Genomic DNA, 22,718 nt, shown 5'->3' on the forward strand with positions numbered 1-22,718 from the left:
GCATGGGTCGTTTGGTTTTTTTCGCAATTAACTTTTACGACCCTTTTGCATTTTTGTTAAAACTGTACGGACTATTGGTCATAGTCTTTAATGTCTGTATCGGTGTTGGTCATGACCAACGAACGCCCGGCAAAGTCTGTTTTAACCCCACCTGGCTCTACCAAACGCACTTTGATATTGAAAGGCTCAAGTTCAAACCTAAGCGATTCGGTGAAACCTTCTAATGCCCACTTAGTACCGTGGTATAAAGAATTAAAAGGCAGGGCAATCAAACCGCCAATAGAAGTAATATTGACAAACCTACCTGCTTTGCGCGCTCTAAAATGAGGCAATACTTCGCGAGTAACCCGCATTACACCAAATAAATTGGTATCGTATTGTTTCGCGATTTGCTCTTCGGTAGCGGTTTCAAAAGGACCTGCCAAACCATAACCCGCATTGTTTACCACCACATCGATGCCACCAAAGTCTTTGATTGCCTGGTGGATGGCGGTTTTTACTGATTCGTTGCTGGTCACGTCCAAGGCATATAGTTTTACATTGTCTAATCGGTTTAACTCGGTTTCGTTTTCAGGACGACGCATCGTACCTGCTACTTGCCAACCTTTAGACTGAAAAAACTGAACGGCTGCTTTGCCTATTCCTGAAGAACTTCCGGTGATTAGTACTGTTTTCATCTGTTAAGTATTTTTAAAGTGAATAAATATTCATTAAATAATTAAAAAATAGGGTGCTTTACCTGTCAACTGATAACTTAAAAGCACCCCAAAGGTCTTATGCTTCTACATTTTCGCTCAAACCAAAATTGGTTTTGATCATTCCATGAAAGTCTTCCAATGTCATGCTTTGACGAGCTTGCCAAAGTTGTTTGGCGTCTTCGCCTGCCACATACTTCATTTGGTCACTTTCACTGGTGGCTGCTTCATAAATTACCTCGGCAATTTGGGCAGGTGCTGAGCGTTGTAAAGCGCGGTTTTCGTCAGTATACGCTGCAAATATTTTTTCTAAGTGCTCATTGTATGCCTCTATGTCGGTATCGGTGGTAGTCATTGCAAGCGAACGGCTGGCAAAATCGGTATTTACCCCACCAGGCTCTACCAAGCGTACCTTGATATTGAAAGGGTCTAACTCAAACCTGAGAGATTCGGTAAAGCCCTCCAAAGCCCACTTGGTACCGTGGTACAACGAAAAATAAGGCAAAGTAATTAAGCCGCCAATAGAAGTAATATTGATAAACATGCCTGCTTTGCGTGCTCTAAAGTGAGGCAACACTTCGCGGGTAACCCGCATTACGCCAAACAGGTTGGTGTCGAACTGGCGCTCTATTTGAGCTTCCGAAGCGGTTTCAAAAGGCCCTGCCAAGCCATAACCCGCATTATTAATCACTACATCTATGCCGCCAAAGTCTTGAATGGCTTGGTTGATGGCTGCTTTTACCAACTCATTGTTAGTAACATCCAATTCATATATTTTTACATTGTCTAATTGGTTCAAATCGGTTTCTCGCTCTGGTCTACGCATTGTAGCTGCCACCTGCCAGCCTTTAGCTTGAAAAAACTGAACGGCTGCTTTGCCTATTCCTGAAGAGCTTCCGGTGATTAGTACTGTTTTCATCTGATTTGTTTGGTTTTAGAGTTTATTAAAATGAATAATTATTCATCTATTAGTTAAAAAAATATTCAATGATTGATTTTCAAGTTTTTTACTCAACTTATGCCTTCATAGCATCCCAGATAACTTGAAAAGAATGCTCTATTCGTTCTGAGGTCATTTCAAACTTTTGCACTATGTGTGCTTGTGCCAATTGACGCACAAAGCCTGCCATTAAACCCAGCAATACTTCGTTTTCTATAGGTTTGATCAACAATTCTTGTTTGCCTCTTTCCATTAATTCAATAATGGGCAACATTTTGGTCTGCCCTATTTGTTTTGCTTCCTGGCTAATATAAGGCGAGTGGTAATATTGCTCCATAAACACCCCTTCTTTGAAGCTTGCCATTTTGTTTTTCAAAGCATTGACAAATAGCTTTTTCATGCACACCTTGATAGGTTCGGCAGGATCAAAGCCTACAAACAGGTTTTCGGTAGTTTGTTTTTTTAGATGAAGATAAAGTTGATTGATTAGCTCTTCTTTATTTTTAAAATAAATATATACTGTTCCAGTGGCTAGTTTAGCCTCCTTAGCAATCTTGGCTACCGTAATACCAGCAATGCCCACTTCCTGAATTAAGTGGAGTGTCGCCTCATAAATTACCTCTATTTTTCGCTCATCTTTAACTCTCACGATGCAATGATAGTGAACATTTATTCACTATACAAGTAAAATGAATATTTATTCACAAATAGAGCATAAAAAAACCCAAATAGCCACATCTTGCGAATGATACAGCTATTTGGGTGGTGTAATTTTGATAAGATTAACAATCCTCCAAAGCTTATGAGTTAGCCAGTGTACAAGTAGTACAATTGCCAGGGAAAAGGTTTTATGAGAAATTTCTTCCTATAGGGTCAGTATGGCTTACTCTCTCTGTTTGCCTTATGTACCCATAAGCCTTGAGTCTTGCAAAAATAACCTGCATAAGACCATTACATATCTTTGCTTACGTCTACTAATTTATACTTGGACTCATATACTAAAGAAATATGCCACAGTGGAGTTATTTTTTTTATTTTTTCGATATTTTTTTATCAAGCTACTGACTATCAACTACATAAATCTGTCAGCACAAGCAAATCTCACCTTTTTTTGGTAAGAATAGCCCTCACGTAGGTGCAATACATCTCTTGCAACATTCAAGAGGTTACCGCATGGATTTCAGGCAAATAATGAACACGCAAAGTACAAAAATACAATGGAGTTTAGCCTAAGGAACATGTTCAAAATAAGTGTCGAGATTGAGGGCATAAACTCAAGGCTGACTGAGGCAGTTTTTGCGGGCAAGGCAACATCCGGGGGATGTTGAGCCAGACCGTGGGACGGTACCACGGACAATAAAAGTAACGAAAGTCAGGAAAGAGGATATGTTCTAAACCGGACAGTTATTGCGATCACGTTCCTAAAAGAATAAGCAGGAATGCTACTTGCCTTGAAAGTTTGCTTTACGCTTTTGAATAAAAGACATAATGCCTTCGGTATGGTCTTTAGTTTTGGAGGCGTGGTCTTGGTAAGTCGCTTCCATCTCTATCATGTGGGATAAGTCTGATTGATACGCCTGGTTGAGTAAACGCTTCATCATACCTATAGCCTTGGTAGGCGCGTGGGCAAAATAGGCCAGTTCTTCTGCCAGCACTTCGTCTAGGGTTTCAGCAGATGTTACCCTATTTACAATCCCCCACTGCTCAGCCTCCACAGCAGTAAGTGGTGTGCCTTTGGCGGCAAGTTCGAAAGCCTTGTTTCGGGGCAAAAGTTGTGACAAGAAATAAGATGCCCCCGCGTCCATTACCAGCCCTATATTTACAAATATCTGCACCAGACTTGCATCTTCGCTGGCAATAATCATATCGCAGGCAAGCGCCAACGAACAACCTGCCCCTGCTGCTACCCCGTTCAAACGACAAATCACGGGTTTGGCAAGGTGACGCAATGCTTCTATTATGGGTTTGTAGTTTTGATTGATGATCTCAGAAGGTGCTCTTCCTTGCATGTTTTCGGGTGCTTTAAGGTCATGTCCGGTACAAAACCCTTTGCCCGCGCCAGTGAGCACAACTACCCTTACGTTGGTGTCTTTGGCAGCTACCTTAAGGGCTTGCACCAGTTCGGCAGATAGTTGGTTGTTAAGTGCGTTGTATACCTTCGGACGATTGAGGGTAATAGTGCAGGTATTGTCGGTTACCTGATATAAAATACACTGGTAATCGGCAGTTTTTTCGGTGTTCATTCAAAATATTTTTAAGGGTGGAAATATTGGCAAAGACTACAAAAGTACCAGCACAGTGATAAAGTTTACTACAAAGCCCATGAAAAAACCAGCAGCTACTTGTGCGGGGCTGTGTGCATCAAGGTAAAGGCGAGCTGTCATAACCACCCCCACCAATATAGTGGCAATCAAGATAGGGTAAAACAACGCACTTTCGCCCAGACGATAATTAAAGCCAAGCAATATGCCTAGTATACCACTCATACCCACACTATGGGCACTTATCTTCCAAAAAAAAGTAATAAGAGTAAGTAAAAGCAAAGAGAGGGTGACACTTGCCAACACTAGAGTGATAAAAGGGTTTTGAGCTTTTATTTCAAACAGTACTGTAGCTATTACATAGATCAAACTGGTGAATACAAATACCCAGCGTCGGTCTTGGCGGTTTTGCATGTGCAGGTTTACCTCTGAATAGGTTTCCAAAGATTCGTCTTCTGTTTGGTATTTGGGTTGAGGGGTTTGTATTTGGCGCGACAACAACCATATAGCGGCAGTGCACATTGGAAATACAAAAGTCATAATAAAGATAATGCCCAAAAAAGGAAGTTTGAGCGAATGGCTCACTGGGGCTACTGTAGGAGAAGTAAAATAAAACAACACTGCCAACAGTATAGAGGGCAACAACAAAGGATGTAAGACCAGCGATATGAAGTAAGCCACTCGCTGGCTGTTTATATCTTTTTGCGGATTATAGGGGAATATTTGTTTTCTTGAAATCACACCAACTTGTTTTTATTTTGAGCAACCACCAGCGTACAGTTACCTATTACTCAATCCCCGTGCATCGGGTTTTGGGTCAAAATAAGTAAGCTTACTTTTGAGTGGTTACCTAGTAACAAACAAAATAAGTTATTTGATTACAAGATTACAACTTTTTTCGTAGACGAGCTACAGGAATTCCTAATTGCTCGCGGTATTTTGCCACAGTACGTCGGGCAATTTTATAGCCTTTTTCTTTGAGCAACTTTTCCAGTTTATCATCAGAAAGAGGTTTTTTCTTATTTTCTGAGTTTACTAACTCTTTCAATACATGTTTTACCTCACGGCTGCTTACGTCTTCGCCTGTTTTGGTAGAAATACCCTCAGAGAAGAAATATTTAAGTGGATAAATTCCAAAATCGGTTTGGATAGACTTGCTGTTGGCCACCCTTGATATGGTAGAAATATCCATGCTGATCTTATCGGCAATATCTTTCAAAATCATTGGGCGGAATTTGCTCTCGTCGCCTTCCAGGAAAAATTCGTACTGATACTCTATGATGGCGTTCATTGTTCTGAGCAAAGTTTGCTGACGTTGCTTGATGGCGTCTATAAACCACTTAGCAGCATCTAACTTTTGCTTTACAAACGTCACCGTTTCTTTTATTTTCTTGTCTTTTTTATCACTCTTGCTGTAGGTATCCAGCATTTCGGCGTAGGTTTGGTTAATGCGCAGCTCAGGTGCATTGCGCGAGTTGAGCGAAAGCTCCAGTTTACCGTTGTTGTTGGCAAGAATAAAATCAGGAATAATGTATTGGCGTTGGGCAAAAGAACTGCCCGACTCTCCGCCGGGTTTGGGGTTGAGTTTGGTAATAGTATCTACTGCTTTTTTGAGTATTTCGTCGCTGGCATCCAGCTTTTTCTTTATTTTATCGTAATGTTTTTTGGTAAACTCCTCAAAACAGTTTTCTACAATTTTCATCGCAGCTTCGCTTACTTCTCCGTCGTCATCACGGCGCTTAAGCTGAATCATCAAACACTCTTGCAAGTCTCGGGCGGCAATGCCTGGAGGATCAAAATATTGAACCTTGTTGAGTATTTGCTCTATTTCTTCTTCAGTGGTTTCTACATTTTGCGAAAAAGCCAGGTCGTTTACAATGGCTTCAATAGCCCGACGAATGTAGCCATCGCCATCTATGCTTCCGATGAGTTGCTGGGCAATGGTTTTTTGACGCTCATCGAGTCCCAAAAAGCCTAATTGAATCAGGAGGCTATCGTTGAGGGTAGTACTCATGGGCAAAGGTATTTCTTTATCTTCTTCGCGTGAAGCGCCATCGCCATACATTTTATAGCCGTTCATTTCCTCTTCGTGGAGGTAGTCTTCTATGCTGATTTCTTCCTCCATGTCTACCTCTGGCTGCTCATCATAGTCCTCATCGTCGTTGTCTGAGGTGTCAGAATTAGACATTTCATCTTTTTCTTTCTCTTTTTCTTCTCTTCCTTCTTCCAGTATGGGGTTAATCTCTAACTCTTCTTCGATGCGGGTATGAAGCTCAGCAGTAGGAATCTGTAGCAACTTGATAAACTGAATCTGCTGTGGAGACAGTTTCTGTACGAGTGATGTGCTTAGGTTTTGTTTTAGCATAAGTGAAATCTCCTGTTAATTTTTAAAGGTGTCAAAGTTATTCTAGTACTGTGTAAAAACCGTACCAGAAAATTTATCGCTGGTATAATTATTGCTAGAAAGGCGATTTTTTTGCTAAAATAAGTTATTAATCCAAAACTTAAAACAATATTCGCAAAATAATTTAGCAGATGAGTTGAGCAGTTCAGAACAAACCCACTGTTAATCTAACTTTTTATTCACATATCTATTGGACACAATAATTCACTTTTTGTCAGATAATTTGATCATTTTACTGACAAAATAAACAGATATTTCCTGATGAATGTCCCTTTATGAAAATATTTTATACCTGGAACAAGCTTGAGCAAAAGTGTTGTTTGTAGTAATATTGACACCAAGATACTTTGCAGACGTAAAAAAAGAAAAAAGGGTGTAAAAATATGGAAAGTTTGAAGAAAAATTAGTCACTATTCTTAATTGGGGCTACCAAGTTGAGGCAAAAGTTGTTTTTTGGCACCCATGCCATTTCTTTAAGTAATGTTGCCGAAATAATGTCAGCAAATTTAAGTAAATATTTTTTCGCTAGACAAGGCACGGCAATATCCAGTGGATATTGAGCGAGCTTGAGGGATGGTCGGCTAATAGCAGTAGCATAGACAATTGAAATTTAATATTTGCATCAAGTATTTTAAAAACCTACTTGCCTATACCTGCCAGGTTTTGGAAACCTGGCAGGTATAAAACGCTATTTTATTAAAAATCTACTGACTGCACTAGTGCTATTAGCCGATTTTTCAACGATGTCTAGCGACTAAAATATACAGTTAAAATGGGGAAGTTATTTTGACTGCATTATGTACCAAGACAAAATTAAATATACCTAATATGCAAGTATAACTATCATATTATGAGAGAGTTATCTTTACTTGTGGCTTATAGCTAATTGCACCGATATTCATCGGTATCTAAGGACTTGCTGCTATGTACCAAGACAAAATTAAATATACCTAATATGCAAGTATAACTGTCATATTATGAGAGAGTTATCTTTGCTTGTAGCTTATAGCTGATTGCTTGCTGCTACTTACTTACTAAGGTAGTGTCGCTACCCATTACATTCTCAATGAGCCTACCCAGACGAACAAAAAGTGCCTTGGCTAACATTGACTACATACCCAAAAGATGAAACTGGTTTTTAAATATGTCATCATATAAACACATCCTTTGTTTTTCAAACAACAGCTGCTACTATAGTTTCAGACCTACCATCAAAATATCGTCGCGTTGTGTGGTTCCCTCCTGGTGTTTGTCGAGGGTGGCTTCTATTAACTCTTGTTGTTTGTCTAAGGGTTTTTGGCAATGCATTTCCAACATTTCATTGAAGCGTTTGGAACCAAACACCCGACGTTTTCTATTGTTTTGATCCTGAAAACCATCACTACCTGTATATAACATCGTATTTTTGGGCAATACCAACTCCTGATTATTAAAGCTTTGCTCTGGGTTTTGCAGTCCCCCAATACCTTTACGATCTCCTTTGAGTCTCATAATCTTATGCTCAGGGGTATTATAGTAAAGAGGGTTTTTTGCTCCCGCAAAAGTTACTTTTTTGTGCTGCTCATCTACTACTTCTATGACTAGCACCACCACATCCATACCACTGTTGTTTTGGGTTTCGTTTTGGCGCAACGCTACTTGTATTTCATCGTGCAATTTGTCCAATATTTCGGCAGGGCTGGTTATTTTTCTTAATAAAATAATTTTGTCCAGCAAGGTTTTACCAATCAAGGTCATAAAAGCACCCGGCACCCCATGCCCAGTACAATCTGCCACTACCAATACCGTTTTATTTTCTACTTTGTTTATCCAGTAAAAATCTCCACTCACCACATCCTTGGGGCGATAAATCACAAAATACTCATGAAGCAATGCATCCATCTTTTTCTGATAAGGTAAGATTGCCTGTTGAATGGTGTATGCTACTTTGATGCTGCTACTGATTTGCTTGTTTTTGTGTTCTAGTTCTTTGTTTCTGCTTTCTATAAAATCGCGCTGACTCATGATCTCCTCTTGACTCTGATGTAGCTCCTCATTTTGTGTTTCTATTTCATCATTTTTTTCTAATAATTCCTTGTGTTGGCTCTCTATCTCTACCTTTTGGCTTTCTATTTCGTTATACTGTGTCTTCAGTTTTTTCCTGGCTCTTTGTGACCCTATAAAAGCAATAAATACAAAGACCATGAGCAATATTGCCAATGCCAAAATAAAAATTCCGTATCTCTTTACTACTTTTTCTTGCTCTAACTGTTTTTTTTGCAGTGCAGTCTGCTTTTCCAATGAGTTACGCGCCTGCTCTTGCTTTTCTTTTTCCGCTTTTTCTTTTTCCTTTTCTATGCGTTCTTTTTCGGTGAGCAAAGCCTGACGCTCTACTTCCCGTTTACGTTTTTCGGCAAGGGCTTTTTGTTCACTTAGTTGCAATAACTGCTGTACCCGATCTTTTTCAAGTTTTTGTTCACGCAGTTTGGCAAGCTGCAGCTCTTGGTTACGCTTTAACAATGACAACTCCTGTTCTTTAAGCTTAAGCGCCTGTTGTTGTTTTTCTTTTTCTAGCTGCGACTGTTTCAACGCAGATGCTTGGCGCTCTTTTTCGGCTAACAATTGCTTCAACTCATTTTCTTTCTTCTCTACATTAATCTGCTTTTGCAACAATGCCTGTTGTTGTTGTTGCTCTTCTTGATCAATTTTAGTTTTAAGCGCTTGGTATAGTTTTAAATAATATTGCGAATCTTTAAAGTTTTGCTGTTGTTGATAGGCAGCCGAAAGTATTTGATAGCTTTCCAACAAATGATTTTTACTATCAGTAGCCTTGGCAAGCTCTACTGCTTTGAGGGCTCTATTAATTGCTGCATCGCCTTTGCCACTAATGTAAAAATTAGCTGCCTGAAAATTATACGCTTTGGCTTGCTGGTCGCGCTGGTCGGTACGTTTGTATATTTTGAGGGCATCATTAAAATACTGATGAGCAGTTTTAAAGTCTCTCAGGTGTGAATAAGCCCCTCCCATATTGGTATAAAGAGTTGCTTTTTCAAGATCATTACTCGAAGATTTTACATACTTTGCACTCAACGTCACTGCTTGCCTATAGCTTTCCAGCGATTTTTTATTTTCACCTTTTACCTGGTACAAATACCCCAGGTTATTGTAAGCCTGCACAATGCCTTCAGGGTTTTTAGTTGTTTGATGCAGCGTCAATACTTGTTGGGTATACTCCAAAGAAGCCTCATAATTTTTGCGGAGCGTTTGCAGGTAGGCAAGTTTCTCTAGCAAATTTAACTCTTTGTTGCGTAGTTTATGCTGTTTTGCATGGCCAAGCATGGCCTCGTATTGCTGGATTGCCTCTTTATATTTTTTTTGTTGTACCTGACAATAAGCAATATTGCCCCTGGTTTTTACCAATGTCTCCCCTGTAACCTTCTCCTTGATTTCTTTTTGCAACGCTTTTTCAAAATACTCTTGAGCTTTGGCAAAAGCTTTTTGCTGCTGGTAATAAGCCCCAATACGTTTAGTAATGAGTATTTGCTCAGCATTGGTGCTTGCATTATTTAACTGGGTAATTAAGTCGGTGACAGACTGCGCGTAGGCGGTTATACAGGACAGCCACACACATAGCATAAATAAATATCTTTGAATAGTTTTCATCATCGTTCGTGTAGTTTTTATCAGCAGTTTTTTTTAAAGCGTAAAGTGTAGCCCAAACCACCAACTTGGGCGAATAGTGTCAGTAAGATAACTTTGGACTTTGTTGGTCATTAAATTTCGAGCACTCCCAAATACCTTCAAGTAGCGATTGAGTTGGTAACTCAACTTTACATTGATCAAAAACGTGGCAGGAACTTCTGCCCCTACATCTTCAGAGGCTAAAAGCGATGTATCTTCACTGAGTAGGTTACCTGTCAATAGGTGCTTACTAAAAAAATAACCATTGACATTGGCATTGAACTTTTTCAAAAAATTGTAGTTTGCCACAAAGCCACCGTATACCATAGGGGTTGCCTTATGCTCGATGTTCATGGTATTTTCTATATTTCGGACAGAGTCTACCTCTGGTGTATTCAAGTAAGGTGAGAAGTTATCTATATTGGAACGCTGCAACGATATAAAAGGCTCTATCTTAAAGCGTTTGTCCTGGTAACGAATACTAAACGTTACCCCTCGCTGAACCAACCGATCTTTTACATTTAACACGTGTGATCGGGTGCGAATGACAGGTGGGGCTACTGTCACACTGGTGATTACGTTTCGGGCATAGTCTTGGGTAATGCTATAATAAGCCGAAAAATCTACACTAAAGTGAGCACCCAATTTATTGCGGTAACCCAACTCCACAATGTTTTGACTATTGAGTTGCCCTTCGCCTTCTCTATAGCCTCTTGCTTCTAGCTCTAAGGCATTAAAACCTGGTAACTGAGTAGGAGTACTAATATTGAGGTTTGTCAAAGCACCTAATACCGAAGGGGCTACGTTAGACTTACCCACTACCAGCCTCAAAATATGGTGAGGCACTGGCTTGTAGGTAGTCATAAACTGGTAAGAAGTATACATATTCTCAGGCTTTCGAAACCTCTCAAAACGTACGTTCCCTATAAAACGCCATTTTTCACCTAGCTTATAATCTACCTTTGCCCCTGCTGCTATATTCCATATCCCTTTGAAAGAGGTACTATTTAATATGCTTCGAGTAGTATTAGTTCTTGGCAAATCACGGTAAGAAAACAGACGATAAGCAAATAAGGGAGTAATTTTCAGACCATCGATTGGGATAAAATCATATTCTAGCGAAGAGTCCCACTCTTGGCGTTCATAAGGCAACAAACCGGGTAGTTCTCTTTGGCCACTCAGCAAAGAGCCTTGTAAGCGAAGCTTGTTCCATTTTACTTGGGTATGGGCATAATAGGTTTCAGAAAAACTATTAAAAATAGATATGACAGAATGATACAAACCCACTTGTTGGTTTTGAGAATTTTCATACCCTATATTCAGCTCTATTTGGGCATTTTTAGTGGGTTTATACTCTATAAAAGCATTGAGCCCATAACGGTTCATGGCAAGTTTAGGGTTAGGAATAAGCTCTAAAAAACTAAACCCACTACCATCTTCTATAGTTTCTCTGGGGCGAAGCTCGCCCGTAGGGGCAAAAAGATATTGATCGGTAAAGCGGTCACGGTGCTGAAAGTTGCCCAAAAATGTAATGCCCAACTTCTCGTCTGTACTCTGATGATTGACCGCCATGTTGCCTCGTACCCCTTGATAGTTTCCTGTATTTAAATTTACTCTTACTTTTTCAGAGTCCGCATTTTTTGTAATAATGTTAATCACCCCAGTCATAGCATTAGAACCATATAATGCCGATACCGGTCCTTGTACAATTTCTATTTGTCTAATATCTTCTACATCTATCGGAATGGTAATCCAAAAAACTGCCCCCGAAATTTGGCTGTAGATTGGGCGACCGTCAACCAATAGCAACGTACTTCGAGACAAAAAGCCAGAAGCAGGAGGTGCATTCTCTCCCCCACGCATGTGTACCGAAAAATTACCATTGGTGGCTTCTCGTACAATGATTCCAGGGGCAAGTCGAAGTGCTTCGGGAATAGTATTAACACCTGCGTTGCTTAAGTCTTCTTGGGTAAGTACATAAGCGTTCAACGGGGCATTAAACAACTTTTCAGTAGCCTTAGACGCACTATAAATCTCTTGTCCCTGGGTGTTTTCCGGCGGCAATGCCAAAATAGATTGTACACTTGTTTCAAAAACTTTTTTGAAGTTGGTTGAGTCCTGGGCTGACACGTAGGCACCACCACAGGTAATGAACAGCAATACATACGCTGCATCGATGATTTTTTTCATGTTTGTATAGTCTCAATATTTTACTAAAACATCTTACTCCTAATGGCTATGTTTTAGTCCGTTTTTTAAGTTGTATGTTCGTAACTATGATGAAGTGATCTTACAATACAATTTACTACCAATAGTAAAAAAGCATGAGATGGTTATTTTAGGAGTTGAGGTATATTGTTTGATAAATAGCCTGATCGACATAGAATACATAATTCCACATAAATGATGGGATATTTATTAAGGTGAAGTGATGGTATAATTTTTAGAAGTGATTAGGAATGATAGGGTAGTAACGAGCCAAATAATGACTTTGTTCCAAAAATACTTGTCTTATAATTACGCTATTATAGTACTTGTAAAGGTTGTTAAGCAAGTTCTTTTTTAAGGTAAAAACAGAAGCAAATTTTATACTTTATTTGGTATAAAATAAGAGGTATTTTTACGCTTATCAACAAAGGAATGGTACCAAAATAAATTTACATTCTTAACCTCATCTTTTGAGGCTATACGTTGTTAAAAAATAGCCGAATAGCGATGCTATTAGCCGATTTTTTGCCTCGTCTAGCAACAAAATATTTTATTAAACTATAGAAATTTATTTTTACACCATTCCAAAGAGAAAAGATGGGAAAATAATTGACTGAAAGGTAGTAATGAGAAAAGAAAAGGCTTTTACCAAGAAGAAGTAAAAAAGGTTGAAGGATCTAGGGTTGAAGGACCACAAATACAACAATACTTTGGCTGGTAAAAGCCTTGGTGATTTTGATAGCGGTTGTTGTATAAGTATACGCTATGCACCGACATACGACTGAAAACACGCGTAGACAATTCGTAGACACCCCCATAGACAAAGCATAGACAAAACACAGTTTTGCATTTTTATGCATGTAATTCACTGAAAACTCTACACATTGCCCTTCAATAGAAGCTCCAAAGGTATTATTTGCTATTTCTTGTTTTTTGTACAAAAAAATTTTGTGGCTAAATATTCATGATGATGAAGTAAATATTGCCTGGAAGTTAAGCTTTTAAAGGAACAGCCGCTATCTAAAAATAACAGACATTGGCCACAAAGCAGCGTCAAAGGATTGAAAGCCATTATGTTAAAAAAAGATTTTTTCAAGAGGTCTTAGGTTGAAAGTTTGATTACCAGGTTATTTTTTTGTTATTTTGACCTTTAACATGTAATTAACAGCAGTATATAATCGAAAAAATTATCTTTGGCGGTGTTTTAAATCAAACCATTTGTTATGAAAAACCTACAAAGATTTGCTATACTACTTGTTGTGATTGTTACCAACCTGTCTATAGTTTATGCCCAAGGTATGAAGAGGGTAAGCCCCGCTGCCACAACCAAAGGCACCATTAATGGTACAAAAGTTGAAATCAAATATTCTCAACCTGCAGTAAAAGGACGCAAAATTTGGGGAGGGCTAGTACCCTATAACAAAGTATGGCGTACAGGAGCTAACGAAGCTACTACTTTTGAAATAAGTAAAGATGTAAAAATACAAGGCAAAACCTTGGCAAAAGGCAAGTATGCATTGTTTACCATTCCAGGAAGTAAAGAGTGGACAATTATCTTTAATAAAAAAGCCAAGCAATGGGGTGCTTATGACTACAGCAAGGCAAAAGATGCACTGCGGGTAAAAGCTACTGCAAAAAAAAGCAGTACAAACCAGGAAAGATTGACTTTTAAGATTGAAGGCAATCAAGTAAAAATGCACTGGGAAAAACTAGTATTGACTTTTGAAGTGAAATAACATTACATAATCAAGAGATATAAATAAAGACGATCAAGTCTTTCAATAATATTAAAGGAAAAAGGGTTAAGTAAATAAGTGTAATATAATTTAGATGTATTGACCTGTTCGATTTTATCGGACAGGTCTTTTTGGTTTTACACTTATCCGTAGCAAAAAAATCCCCTTACAATGCTCATTGTAGGGGGATTTTTTGGTTAGCCAGGCAGTCCAAACTTGCTACTACTTACTCAAGTCACGCAGATTTACTTTGTCGTGTTAATTTCTATGGTGAGACAGTTGTATTGCTACATGAGTGATGCAACGCATCGCGCAACCATAAAGCCATAGAACATAAATAAGCAGACTTGGAACTTACTGCGCAACATCAGTTACTAAACCACAGGCACATCTACCACCTCTGGCACATCCTCACGTTTTTTTACCATACCTATGGGCAAATAACGTTGAAAAGCGTATTGGCTTTTATCCCAACCAGCAAGCAACGCTTTGGCACGTTGGCTATGGGTAGCGGTCTGGTATTGCTCAATGGCTTGTTTTAGTTCGTTCAACTCTTCGCTATTGAGCGGGTATTTTTGGAGGTATTCCTGGTTGACAAACTTTTCTTTTTCCCCAAACACAATCACTTCGCCCCCCGTCATTCCTCCGCCAATGTTGTAAGAGGTGGTGCCCAAAATAATCACTTTACCCTGAGTCATATACTCGCAAGCGTGCAAGCCTACCCCTTCTACTACCGCAAGAGCTCCACTGTTACGCACCGCAAAACGATCGCCCGCCAAACCATTGACAAACAGGGTGCCTCCAGTTGCTCCATACAAGGCACAATTGCCAATAATTACGTTATGCTCGGCAGCAAAAGTAGCTTCTCGGTGAGGGCGAATAACCATTTTTCCGCCCGACATGCCCTTTGCTACTGAGTCGTTGGCTTCGCCATAAAGCGTAACATCCAGGTTGTCTACCATAAATACCCCAAAGCCCTGTCCAGCGCTTCCGGTAAAAGTAGCAGTAATTTGTTGGGTATAAGGCGGGGGAGCTTCACTGTCTGCTTTTTGCGAGGTAAATTGATGACTGATGTTTTGGTGTTGCCGTAAGGCTATAGCCCCGGCAAGGGTGGCAAGCACGGCACGATCTACCGCCATAATATCATAATTGAGCGAAATGGGCACATTTTGACTTAAACTCACCAGCGTAGTTTTTAGCATCTCTTGATTGAGCATATTTACTTCATCTACAAAAGGGCTGTCAAAATGTTGGGTAAGTGGATCGTAAGGAATGGGCTCTGATAAGAAAAAGCCCAAGTCCAATTCTTTCTCTCTGATAAGCTCCGCATGGGCGGGGTTGGCTCCCAACAAATCAGTATTACCAATGATGCTTTCCAGCGACAGCTGCCCGATTGCCTTTAATTCTTTTTGTACATCTTCGGCAATAAAACGCATCATCTTTACAATGTGTTCTTTGGTGCCTTTGTACTTTGCCTTGAACCGCTCGGCGTGGGTGGCGATGCCTGTAGGACAGGTGTTTTTTTCGCATACCCTTGCCATTACACAACCTTGGGCAATGAGTAGCAATTTGCCGAAGTCGTACTCTTCGGCGCCCAAGATAGCCGCCATGACAACGTCTTTGCCTGTAGCAAGGCTACCGTCGGTTCTGAGCACTATCCCACCCCGCAACTGGTTGTGCACCAATGCCTGATGTACTGCCCACAAGCCAAACTCCCAGGGCAAGCCTGCATGCTTCATCGAAGAGAGCGAGGCGGCTCCCGTGCCACCATCGCCACCTGACACATGAATCACATCAGCCCCGGCTTTTGCTACCCCAACAGCTACGGTGCCTATACCAGCTCCTGATACCAATTTTACGGTTACTTTAATGCCTGGTTTGAGTTGCTTAAGCTCATAAATGAGCTGCTTAAGATCTTCTATACTATAAATGTCGTGCAAAGGAGGAGGCGATATCAGGTCTACTCCCTCTGACGAATGGCGGGCAAAGGCAATTTCGTCATTGACTTTTTTACCCATCAACTGTCCACCTTCTCCTGGTTTGGCTCCCTGGGCTATTTTTATTTGTACTTCATCGCCCGACACCAGATACAAAGCATTGACCCCAAACCTACCCGAAGCTACTTGTTTGGCAGTAGCCGAAATGCCTTCGGTGTAATAATAAGGGTTTTCGCCCCCTTCGCCACTGTTGCTTCTGCCACCTATTTCGCGCATTGCCAAAAATATATCGCGCTGGGCTTCGGCACTTAATGCTCCAAAAGACATAGCACCAGAGCCAAACTTACGCATGATGTCTTCTTTTGACTGTACTTTACCTTTTTTTTCCTCTTTGTTTTCTTTTTTTTTGGGGGGTGGTTTTAGTTGAAACAAATGACGGATGTGTACTGGCTCGTCGTTGTGCCCCAGTTCCAGATAATCATTATAGAGTTTTTGGTCAGTTGCAGCATCGCCTTCGCTACGTACCAACTCATGCACTACCTTGGAGCGCACATTGGTCATGGCATGTTTTTCGCCCGCCTGTCCACGTGCATGTTCTTTAAACAGGTAATTGTTGATGAGTTTGTTGGCTTCTTCGGCTTGTTTTGCCTGTTCAGTATTGCGTAGTACATTGTCTACAATGCCCTTGAGGGCAATACCACTGAGCACACAGGTAACCCCACTAAAGTAGCGTTCAATAAGCTGACAGCTTACGCCAATGGAGGTAAACAGCTGAGAGCTTTGATAACTTCGCACCACCGAAATGCCCATTTTAGACATAATCTTCAGCAGACCGTTTTCATAAGCATTGATTAGGTTTTGTTCTTTTTGACTAGGCGATAGTTTTGCCAGTTTTTTATCGTCTTCGTAACGTGCTACCTCCAGGGCAAGGTAAGGACATACTGCGGCGGCTCCCATGCCTATGGTGGTGGCTACATGGTGAGTCGTACGTATTTCGCCCGAATGAATGACCAAAGAAAACTTGAGGCGCAAGCCCGATTGACGCATATGCTCTACTACGCTGCGCAAGGCAAGCAATACCGGAATAGGTGGGTGGTCATAATCGGCGTTTTGGTCGCTCAAAATCACCACTGACACATCATCTTCTACAATGGCCTTTTTTACTTCTTTGTTGAGTTGGTCTAAACGGTTTTGGCAACCTACTGCTCCATACTCCCGCTTAAAGCTAATATCAAATACCTTTGAAATTACCTTTGAAGAAGTATTGAAGGCACTTAGGCTTTCTACATATTCCATCTGCTTGAGACTCAACACAGGGCTGGGTAACTCTAGCGCCATTGGAGGAGGTATCAAGTCTTTTTTGGCGAAAATATTGGGTTGCCTCCCCAAGTAGGTTTTCAAGTCGGTTACATAGCGCTCCCGCAGGTAGTCAAGGGGTGGGTTAGTAACCTGGGCAAAATTATGGCAAAAATAGTCAAAAAATGACCGGGGTTCGGTTGAAAAAACCGCCAAACGTGCTGTATCTCCCATGGAACCTATGGGCTCTTTGCCCTCGGTGATCATAGGAATAAGTATTTTTGAATAGTCTTCCTTAGTATAATTAAACAAGTGCTTTTTGTGCAAATGATGGGGCGTTTCCTGTTCAGTGTCGCTGTAAGGCAGTGTAAAGGTGCGGTGATCAAAATGTACGTCAAAATTTTCGGGTGTTTGGCTAGGGTCGGTAAAGTCTTCTTTGCCCGTGTTGAGGTTAAAATGTACCCCAGTGCCCGCTTGTAAGGTTCCTTTTTGTAAAATGTCTTTTTCATTGACCTGAAAAGAGCCTGCCTCGGAAGAAAGGTAAAAGAAATCGTTGGTCATTGCCCAGCGGCAGGGTCTGAAACCATTTCGGTCAAGTCGAGCCCCCAGGCTTCGCCCGTTTGAGTAAGTAATCAATGCCGGACCATCCCAGGGCTCCATTACCCTGCTCCAAAATTTATAGAAAGAGCTGTCTTGATGGGCAGGGGGCATCATAATCGCCAAAATCTCTCCCAAACGTGGAATACTACTGCGATACTTGAGCGCCTCTACCATTTCGTTGAGGCTCCCCGAATCGCTGACCCCTTCGTGTGTTAATAGTTCACCTTCAAAAAGCCCCAAAGTCATTTCTCTGGACAATGCCCACGAACGGTTACCCGTAATGGTATTGATTTCGCCATTGTGTCCAATCAGACGAAAAGGCTGAGCCTTGTCCCAGGAGGTGGTAGTATTGGTGCTAAACCTGCGGTGAAACAAACCAAAGCGGCTCTTGAAAGCAGTGTTTTGCAAATCGAGGTAAAACCTATCAAGATCTTTTGACTTGCACAGTCCTTTGTATACTACAGTGTTTGCCGATAAGGAGGCAAAAAACAGTTCGCAAGCCTCACTTTGCTGGAGTTTGGTACGGGTATATTGTTTGGTTACATAAAGTAATTTATCAAAAGAGGTGTTGGTTCGGCAATGTGCAGGACGGTCTAAGATGGCATGCATAATGTAGGGCATTCCTTTGCGGGCTTCTTCGCCAAGCACTTCGGGGTTTACAGGAACTTCTCGGTATTCTAACACTTTCATTCCCATAAAAGCAAAGGTGTCTTCAAATATTCGGAGCGATTTGCGTCTTCTTTCACGGTTTTGAGGGGCAAACAAGGTAGCCAAGGCTATAGTTTGACGTTCGTAACCTAATAACTCAAAGGGTATGTCGAGCATTACGCCTGCTCCATCACCTGTTACCTGATCGGCACTGCATGCCCCCCGATGTTCTTCGCACTTAAGTGCGTGTAAGGTTTGTTGTATAATTTCATAACTATAGTTTGTATGACGGCTGGCTATAAACCCAACCCCACAAGATGATTTTTCATAATTTGGATCGTAGAATTGCATAATAAAATAGTATTATCAGTAATATAATTATTGATATATTTATATAAAAGGTAGGTATATAAAAAGGAAGCTTAATGTAAGGAATTATTAGTACAATTAAAAGAAAGTATTTTGTTTTCGAGCTATATTACAATATTTTATTTTGATTTTACAAATCAAACAAAATATAATTTTATTAATTATAAATTGTATTATTCAATAATTAAAAGAAAAACAACAAAATAGTTCCAAGAAAAATAGCGACTATTTTAAATAGAAATAAAAGCTTTATTTAGCAGTATAACAATGTCAACAAAGCGTTATATTTTAACAGGTAAGTATTAGGCATTTTTTACATTTTTTGATAATGGATTACTGGTAAGTCACAAACCAGCGCCCAAAAGCATCTGGGCTTGTTTTGTAGGTAACAAATGTGCGTTAGGGTTGGGCTTATCAGGTTAATGCCTTGATGAGTATTGGTTATTTTAAAGATAAATCAGCGGTTTTAATATTTAATTATACTCTAAAAACTTCCAAACCACTTTTTTCATAAAAAAAATCAACGTGATACAAGAGTTTTTAGTTACCGAATCTATAGCAGATTGCTGTGATTATGTACCAAGACAAAATTAAATACACCTAATATGCAAGTATAACTATCATATTATGAGAGAGTTATCTTTACTTGTAGCTTATAGCTAATTGCTTACTGCTACTTACTTAGCTCAACATAGTTAAACAGAGTATACTGGCGACTTGTCGCTTAAAGCTTGCCCCTGAGCTTCAACTCATAAACAACTAAATCGTAATTCAATGAATATACCTCTATTTCAAACTTTTAGCACCTCTTTGGCGAAAGCCGACAAAGCTAAAAATGGGGATGCTTGCCATTGCAAAATATTGAAAGAAACTACTCAAACTTTGGCTGTGATGGCTTTGGCTGATGGAGTAGGCAGCAAACCTTGCGATTATAAAGCTTCGACTACTGCAGTGGATGCTTTTTTGGCACACTTTGGCGATAATCCTGACCAAACCGACATTAAAGCAAGAATGCGGGCGGCGGCCCAACACGCCAACCAACGAGTACATCAAACCTCTGCCAATTGTCGGGGAATGATGACTACTTTTGTGGCTACAGTATGGCAGGTAGGGGCTTCTTTGTTGTATTTTACTTCAGTGGGCGACTCCCGATTGTACCTTCAACACGAAGGTACTCTTGTCCAGCTTACTCAAGATGATTCGGTAGAAAAAACGGAAACAGTAGGCGGACAAACCTATAATCGTAGTTATATTACTGAGGCATTGGGGGCTGGGGTAGTACATTTTGACATACAAACTCAGCCATTTTTACCGGGTGATGCTTGTTGGCTGATGTCAGACGGGTTTTACTCTGTGGTGCCTGCCTCTGCCCTGATACAGCTGTGGCGTTACACCAATTTTGCCCACGGTACCGAGCAGGTTTTTAAGCAATATATACCTCAATATCAGGACGATGCGAGTGTGGTGGCTTTGCGCCGAAATGATGCACCTAACAGTTTTGCCACAGTATTTGATCAATGGAAAATCGAGTGTTCAACGCAAACATTGCCTGCCAATATGCAAATATCTGCCTTGACTTGTACTATTTTTGAAGCCACCCACCATAGTTTACTCAAGGCAGCTACCAAAGAGGCTTTGCGCTGGCTACAAGTGTTAGATGACCTCACTATAATACCTAACCTTGTTACAATAGAGCGTTTGTTACAGGCTTTTGGTAAAGCTAAGTTAAACGACCAGGAAGTGTATAAAAACATCAGGAAGTTGTTAGCGAAGGCTTCGCAAAAGTGACAAATTATTGACAAAAATACTTGATGTTAACCGCTTGTTACTTGAAGCTTAAATAAACAATCTAATACAATGCAGGCAACCGAATATACCCAAAAGATCAAACAATTGCTACAAAGCAGCGACAAGGCAAATGTAACCTTGGCTTTTCAGCTCATGAGGGGGCAAGGAGTCCCAGCAGATTTGCATGAGTTGATGAGTAATGACTTTTACAAAAAAACTTTGTGCGTTCAACACAGTATTATTCCACCTATTCAAGACCTTACGGCTTTTCACCTGGAGGGCGACCATCTGCAACCTCCCCGTTATTTGTTTGAGCGTTTCCCCGAAGCACTGCTTCGCTTGCCTCACCTGCAAGCACTTACTTTTACCAGGCATAGTTTTGACAAAATACCAGAGATTGACACTGCCTGGGCTGCCCTTGAACAACTCGACCTTTCGGCAAATGGATTGGCTACGTTGCCCGATGACTTTGGCAACCTGGGCAAACTCAAGCAATTGTCGCTGGCAGATAATCAATTATCACAATTGCCTGATAGCCTTAAAAAATGCAAACAATTGACTGAACTCAACCTAAGCAACAATCAATTGCACGAGTTTCCTACATTGATCGGACGGCTTGCCAAGCTTGAAAAACTAAACCTGGCAAACAATTGCCTCACCAAAATACCTGCAACTATTGGCAAATTGAAGCGACTGAAAGAGCTCAACCTAAGTGGTAATCGTTTGACTGATTTACCTGCCCAGATTGGTCGTCTCAAAAAACTGGAAACCGTTTACCTTTCTCAAAACCAGTTTGAACAAGTACCCAAACACCTGTACCAATCCGAAAACCTGGTATGTCTTGAGATACAAGATAACCCAATGGAGCCAGCACAAATAGAAGAAGCACAACGCTTGTTTCAGTTTAAGCTCACTGTAATGATTTTTTTATTAGGGAAGAAGTTTTGAAAAGTTTTTATTTTAATGTAGCTACTTGTGGAGTAGGGTACACTTGTGACTTGTCGCTTGTCCCTATAGAATCTACTGACTGTCCACTAAAAAACATTCTTTCAGAAAATCTTCTATGACCATATTAATTACTTCTTTGTATTTGCCTATATCGGTGTTAATAGTTCCATGGTCTTTGTTAGAAATGACGGTGACTTGTGCCGGAATTTTGGCTGCTTTGAGGGCTTCAGAAAAAATGTGTGCCGCTACTGGCGCCTGGTTACTATGGTCGGCACAAAGCATTAGAAAACGAGGCGTATAGGTGTGCGTGCCTACATGCAACACTGGCGAAGCATCTGTCCAATCTTCTTCATGGCTTCCAAAAGCTTGAGTATACATACGCGAGAAGTTCTTTTGTTGTCGTCTCATGCGCGACTCCACGTCAAACCCTACCCCATCTACCACCAATATCCCCCTGATGATTTGTGGGTCAAGCCCTAACTCCAGCAGAAACCGGGCATTGGTACCCAACAATGCTACTATATGCCCTCCTGCCGAGTGCCCCACCAATATGATTTGTTGTGGGTTGCCACCATAGCCTTCAATGTTTTGATGCACCCAAGCAATACTTTGGGCAACGTCTTGAGTATGAGCAGGGTGTTGCACATCAGGCGAGAGCCTGTAATTGACCGATACGAATACATAGCCCAACTGAGTAAAAAAAGCTGCTTTATCTGCCACCTCTTTTTGTTTGTCACTTGTCATCCAGCCACCCCCGTGTACCCATAGTATTGTGGGCTGAGCATTGTTGGTCTCATCGGGCGAATAAATATCCAAAGACTGTAAATTTGGGTCAGCATCAGGGCTTTTTACATATAACACGTTTGTTGTTGTTCGCATGGGTCATTATTTAGAGGTGAAATAGCTTGCTCTAATATAAGAATAATTTAGAGAAATTGTGCTCGGCAAGCGAGGGGATTTAATGGAATATTTGTAAAATAAAAAAACCATTATACTCAGGTCATAAGACCTTTGTGTAATGGCTCCGTTTTATCATGTGAATGATGGTGCAAAGCTGAACAATTAGGAATGAAAAACCTAACGTTTTCTTTTTTTATTTGAATGATTGGCTTAAAGTCTTTGAAGACTTGTAAAGTTTATTACTGTCTCAGCTTAGGAATGGTACCAAAATAAATACGCATTCTTAACCTCATCTTTTGAGGCTATACTTTGTTAAAAAATAGCCGAA

General features: G+C 40.5%; 13 protein-coding genes. 3 read left to right on the forward strand and 10 right to left on the reverse strand.

The features are described from left to right. Positions 1-71: 71 nt before the first annotated feature. From Q0954_RS24805 to Q0954_RS24840, 8 genes are all read right to left on the reverse strand, one after another. Positions 72-677: an SDR family oxidoreductase gene (locus Q0954_RS24805; protein WP_299461553.1), complete on the reverse strand. Its 606-nt coding sequence runs from the start codon at positions 675-677 to the stop codon at positions 72-74. Between the two features lie 97 nt (positions 678-774). Beyond that, positions 775-1,614 (reverse strand): SDR family oxidoreductase, encoded by an 840-nt coding sequence (locus Q0954_RS24810; RefSeq protein ID WP_299461555.1) that lies wholly within the window; start codon positions 1,612-1,614, stop codon positions 775-777. 97 nt (positions 1,615-1,711) lie between these two features. After that, positions 1,712-2,284, reverse strand: coding sequence for a TetR/AcrR family transcriptional regulator (locus Q0954_RS24815; RefSeq protein WP_299461557.1), 573 nt, complete (start codon positions 2,282-2,284; stop codon positions 1,712-1,714). Positions 2,285-3,077: 793 nt separating this feature from the next. Then, positions 3,078-3,878, reverse strand: a complete 801-nt coding sequence (locus Q0954_RS24820; RefSeq protein ID WP_299461559.1) for an enoyl-CoA hydratase-related protein — start codon at positions 3,876-3,878, stop codon at positions 3,078-3,080. Positions 3,879-3,914: 36 nt separating this feature from the next. Beyond that, the gene (locus tag Q0954_RS24825) at positions 3,915-4,637 is read right to left on the reverse strand and encodes a hypothetical protein (protein WP_299461561.1); all 723 of its coding nucleotides are present in this window, start codon (positions 4,635-4,637) and stop codon (positions 3,915-3,917) included. A gap of 145 nt (positions 4,638-4,782) precedes the next feature. Then, positions 4,783-6,261, reverse strand: a complete 1,479-nt coding sequence (rpoN, locus tag Q0954_RS24830) for an RNA polymerase factor sigma-54 (protein ID WP_299461563.1) — start codon at positions 6,259-6,261, stop codon at positions 4,783-4,785. A 1,230-nt stretch (positions 6,262-7,491) separates the two neighbouring features. Then, a complete protein-coding gene (locus Q0954_RS24835; RefSeq protein WP_299461565.1) occupies positions 7,492-9,945 on the reverse strand; it encodes a tetratricopeptide repeat protein in 2,454 nt (817 codons plus the stop codon). 30 nt (positions 9,946-9,975) lie between these two features. Further along, positions 9,976-12,150: a TonB-dependent siderophore receptor gene (locus Q0954_RS24840; protein WP_299461567.1), complete on the reverse strand. Its 2,175-nt coding sequence runs from the start codon at positions 12,148-12,150 to the stop codon at positions 9,976-9,978. 1,241 nt (positions 12,151-13,391) lie between these two features. Here Q0954_RS24840 and Q0954_RS24845 point away from each other — a divergent pair. Continuing rightward, a complete protein-coding gene (locus tag Q0954_RS24845; RefSeq protein WP_299461569.1) occupies positions 13,392-13,904 on the forward strand; it encodes a DUF2911 domain-containing protein in 513 nt (170 codons plus the stop codon). A 374-nt stretch (positions 13,905-14,278) separates the two neighbouring features. Here the strand turns inward: Q0954_RS24845 and gltB are convergent, their stop codons facing one another. Continuing rightward, on the reverse strand, positions 14,279-18,736 hold the full coding sequence (gene gltB, locus Q0954_RS24850) for a glutamate synthase large subunit (protein WP_299461571.1): 4,458 nt from the start codon (positions 18,734-18,736) through the stop codon (positions 14,279-14,281). A gap of 792 nt (positions 18,737-19,528) precedes the next feature. Between gltB and Q0954_RS24855 the strand changes: the two genes are divergently transcribed. Next, complete coding sequence (locus Q0954_RS24855; RefSeq protein ID WP_299461573.1) at positions 19,529-20,542, forward strand: protein phosphatase 2C domain-containing protein; 1,014 nt, start codon at positions 19,529-19,531, stop codon at positions 20,540-20,542. A 69-nt stretch (positions 20,543-20,611) separates the two neighbouring features. Next, on the forward strand, positions 20,612-21,490 hold the full coding sequence (locus Q0954_RS24860) for a leucine-rich repeat domain-containing protein (RefSeq protein ID WP_299461575.1): 879 nt from the start codon (positions 20,612-20,614) through the stop codon (positions 21,488-21,490). 72 nt (positions 21,491-21,562) lie between these two features. Here Q0954_RS24860 and Q0954_RS24865 read toward each other — a convergent pair whose 3' ends face one another. After that, entirely contained in the window at positions 21,563-22,369 is an 807-nt protein-coding gene (locus Q0954_RS24865) for an alpha/beta hydrolase (protein WP_299461577.1), read from the reverse strand. Positions 22,370-22,718: the final 349 nt, after the last annotated feature.

Source organism: uncultured Microscilla sp. (assembly GCF_947493425.1).
Lineage (GTDB): Bacteria > Bacteroidota > Bacteroidia > Cytophagales > Microscillaceae > Microscilla.

Excerpts from the sequence above, each read along its gene's own strand:
- Q0954_RS24805 (WP_299461553.1), bottom strand. The coding sequence starts at position 677 with ATGAAAACAGTACTAATCACCGGAAGTTCTTCAGGAATAGGCAAAGCA.
- Q0954_RS24810 (WP_299461555.1), bottom strand. The coding sequence starts at position 1,614 with ATGAAAACAGTACTAATCACCGGAAGCTCTTCAGGAATAGGCAAAGCA.
- Q0954_RS24820 (WP_299461559.1), bottom strand. The coding sequence starts at position 3,878 with ATGAACACCGAAAAAACTGCCGATTACCAGTGTATTTTATATCAGGTA.
- rpoN (WP_299461563.1), bottom strand. The coding sequence starts at position 6,261 with ATGCTAAAACAAAACCTAAGCACATCACTCGTACAGAAACTGTCTCCA.
- Q0954_RS24835 (WP_299461565.1), bottom strand. The coding sequence starts at position 9,945 with ATGATGAAAACTATTCAAAGATATTTATTTATGCTATGTGTGTGGCTG.
- Q0954_RS24840 (WP_299461567.1), bottom strand. The coding sequence starts at position 12,150 with ATGAAAAAAATCATCGATGCAGCGTATGTATTGCTGTTCATTACCTGT.
- Q0954_RS24845 (WP_299461569.1), top strand. The coding sequence starts at position 13,392 with ATGAAAAACCTACAAAGATTTGCTATACTACTTGTTGTGATTGTTACC.
- gltB (WP_299461571.1), bottom strand. The coding sequence starts at position 18,736 with ATGCAATTCTACGATCCAAATTATGAAAAATCATCTTGTGGGGTTGGG.
- Q0954_RS24855 (WP_299461573.1), top strand. The coding sequence starts at position 19,529 with ATGAATATACCTCTATTTCAAACTTTTAGCACCTCTTTGGCGAAAGCC.
- Q0954_RS24860 (WP_299461575.1), top strand. The coding sequence starts at position 20,612 with ATGCAGGCAACCGAATATACCCAAAAGATCAAACAATTGCTACAAAGC.
- Q0954_RS24865 (WP_299461577.1), bottom strand. The coding sequence starts at position 22,369 with ATGCGAACAACAACAAACGTGTTATATGTAAAAAGCCCTGATGCTGAC.